The 2,149-nt window shown below is 47.3% G+C and carries 3 protein-coding genes; all 3 read left to right on the forward strand.

Annotated elements, in window-relative coordinates:
- The first annotated feature begins 323 nt into the window (after nucleotides 1-323).
- From HMPREF3168_RS09325 to HMPREF3168_RS09335, 3 genes are read left to right on the forward strand one after another with little or no spacing between them, the layout of a single operon-like run.
- Nucleotides 324-851 (forward strand): hypothetical protein, encoded by a 528-nt coding sequence (locus HMPREF3168_RS09325; protein WP_070489761.1) that lies wholly within the window; start codon nucleotides 324-326, stop codon nucleotides 849-851.
- Nucleotides 852-867: 16 nt separating this feature from the next.
- Nucleotides 868-1,578 carry an acetolactate decarboxylase gene (gene budA / locus HMPREF3168_RS09330; protein WP_070489763.1) on the forward strand — a complete coding sequence of 237 codons (711 nt, stop codon included), beginning with the start codon at nucleotides 868-870 and terminating at the stop codon, nucleotides 1,576-1,578.
- Between the two features lie 14 nt (nucleotides 1,579-1,592).
- Nucleotides 1,593-1,973 carry a YkvA family protein gene (locus tag HMPREF3168_RS09335; protein ID WP_070489765.1) on the forward strand — a complete coding sequence of 127 codons (381 nt, stop codon included), beginning with the start codon at nucleotides 1,593-1,595 and terminating at the stop codon, nucleotides 1,971-1,973.
- Nucleotides 1,974-2,149 lie beyond the last annotated feature (176 nt).

Genomic DNA, 2,149 nt, shown 5'->3' on the forward strand with positions numbered 1-2,149 from the left:
TCTTCACCTCTTTTCGACAAGCATATTTTAGCACGTATTCCAGCTCATTTCCAAACATACGTTTGAGAAAGGACCAAAAAAATGCGTTGCATCTTTTGATTAAAATCATAGATGCAACACACTTAAATTCTATTAAATAGATTCGTTTTCTTTCGCAAGCACATTATGCTATATTTTTCAATATAGTTCTATATTACTTGTTACTAATTAGTAGCTCTTTTTTTCGCCTTTATCCTGTTTTTTCGCGGACTTTACACATTTAGGATTGACAAAAAGCCTTTAAAGCATAACTATGTAATTTAAGAAAGAGCAGGGTGATAAAAATGACCGACTACAACAATGAATACGACAACGACTACCTGGAAGATCTGGAGATTGACCCCAGTGAAATCCTGGACTACAGCATCTCTGAAAAACTTGCTGGCTTATGCGGGGAGGAAAAAGCTGCCTTCTGGCGCTCCTTCTACCAGCAGGCCCGGCAGCTGCACCGCCTCTTTATCACTAGTACTGACCTCCGGGAAAACTTTGACGTCGATGTCATCTATAACCGCCGCAACCAAGACGCGGTCTACCAAGCCATCCCTGCTGGCTGTAAAAAAGAGGAAAGCTGCCTGCTTCTGCAAGGGGTGATCGATGACTACACTTTCTCAGAAGACGACACCCTGGAAAGCCGCCAGTCCCTCTGTATCCCCGATAACGAATCTACCTTCGTCTACGAGCTGAACACTGACGACGGCCTAATCAACCTCTTCGCCTTGACCTACCAGCAGAATAGCCACGCCCTGGATGCCCTCGGCTTTAACTTGAAGCACCGCCAGCAGATTCACCATGCCGGTGAACTTGATTACTAATTTATAGGAGGGAAAAATGCGTAAGGATCCAAAACTTTTCCAGCACGGCACCCTAGCCATGCTGGTCGCTGGCCTCTTTGACGGGACCATGTCGATTGAAGAGTTATTGAAACATGGCGACAGCGGGATCGGCACCTGCAGCGGCCTGGACGGTGAGATGGTCATCCTTGACGGAATGGCCTACACCATCCGCCGGGACGGGACCGTCGAAGCCTTATCCGGTGACGTCAAAACGCCCTTTGCCTGCGTCCACTTTGACCCAAAAAGTCCTGGCCAAAAGGTAAGCGGCTTCTCTTTGCCGGAACTTGAAGCCTATCTGAAAGGGCAGGGGATGGGGAATATCTTCTACGCCGTCAAACTCACCGGCCGCTTTGCCAAAATGAAGACCAGAACCGTCTTCAAGCAAGAAAAGCCATACCCGGGCTTAAGTGAAGTCGCTGACCAGCAGGCTGTCTTTGAAGGAGAAAATACGACCGGTACCTTGATCGGTTACTATGCTCCTGACCTCTACCAAGGCATCGCTTCCAGCGGTTTCCACCTCCACTATTTAAGTGCTGACCATGCCTTGGGCGGACATGTCTTAGATTTTCAACTGGCTGAAGCTGACCTTAGTCTCACGCCTTTTAGTGACTTTGACATCCACCTGCCAACTAGCAACGCTGACTTCCTGCAGGCTAACTTTGACCTCGCCAGCCTCAATGACCAGATCCAGCAGGCTGAACACTAACTTGAAAGGACAACATGAAGAAAAAGCTCCAAGCCCTGGCCGCCAGAGTCAAAGTTGAACTCCCGGCCTTGTTTCTCGCCCTTAAAGACCGGCGGACCTCCTGGCTGGCCAAGCTCCTGGCTTTTTTAACCGTGGCCTATGCCTTGTCCCCGGTCGACTTGATCCCTGTCCCGGTAATTGGTTATTTAGACGATCTTTTAATCCTGCCTCTTCTGGCTGCTTTGACCATCAAGCTGATTCCCGCAGACGTCTGGCAGGACTGCCTGGAGAAAAGCCAGGGGATGTGGGAGAGCGGGAAACCCAAAAAATGGTACTATGCCTTGCCAATTATCATATTTTGGCTCCTAATCCTCTTCTGGATCGGGAAAATGGTCTATCAAGGGATGCATAACTGATTAATTAATAAAGCCGCTGATTTAGTTCAGCGGCTTCTCTTTTTTTTTCCCTTACTGCCGCTTTTATTGCCACCGCTTTGTCCAAAGAGAACAATAACTTGTTTGAAATGTTATTGAAATAATGTAATGATTTTAGAAAAAAGAAATACGCCGATTGTAAAATTAAACTGAACACT

This window comes from Lactobacillus sp. HMSC08B12 (assembly GCF_001808415.1).
GTDB classification, from domain to species: Bacteria; Bacillota; Bacilli; order Lactobacillales; family Lactobacillaceae; genus Lactobacillus; species Lactobacillus delbrueckii.

Coding starts and splice junctions, on each gene's coding strand:
- HMPREF3168_RS09335 (WP_070489765.1), top strand. CDS start 1,593: ATGAAGAAAAAGCTCCAAGCCCTGGCCGCCAGAGTCAAAGTTGAACTC.
- budA (WP_070489763.1), top strand. CDS start 868: ATGCGTAAGGATCCAAAACTTTTCCAGCACGGCACCCTAGCCATGCTG.
- HMPREF3168_RS09325 (WP_070489761.1), top strand. CDS start 324: ATGACCGACTACAACAATGAATACGACAACGACTACCTGGAAGATCTG.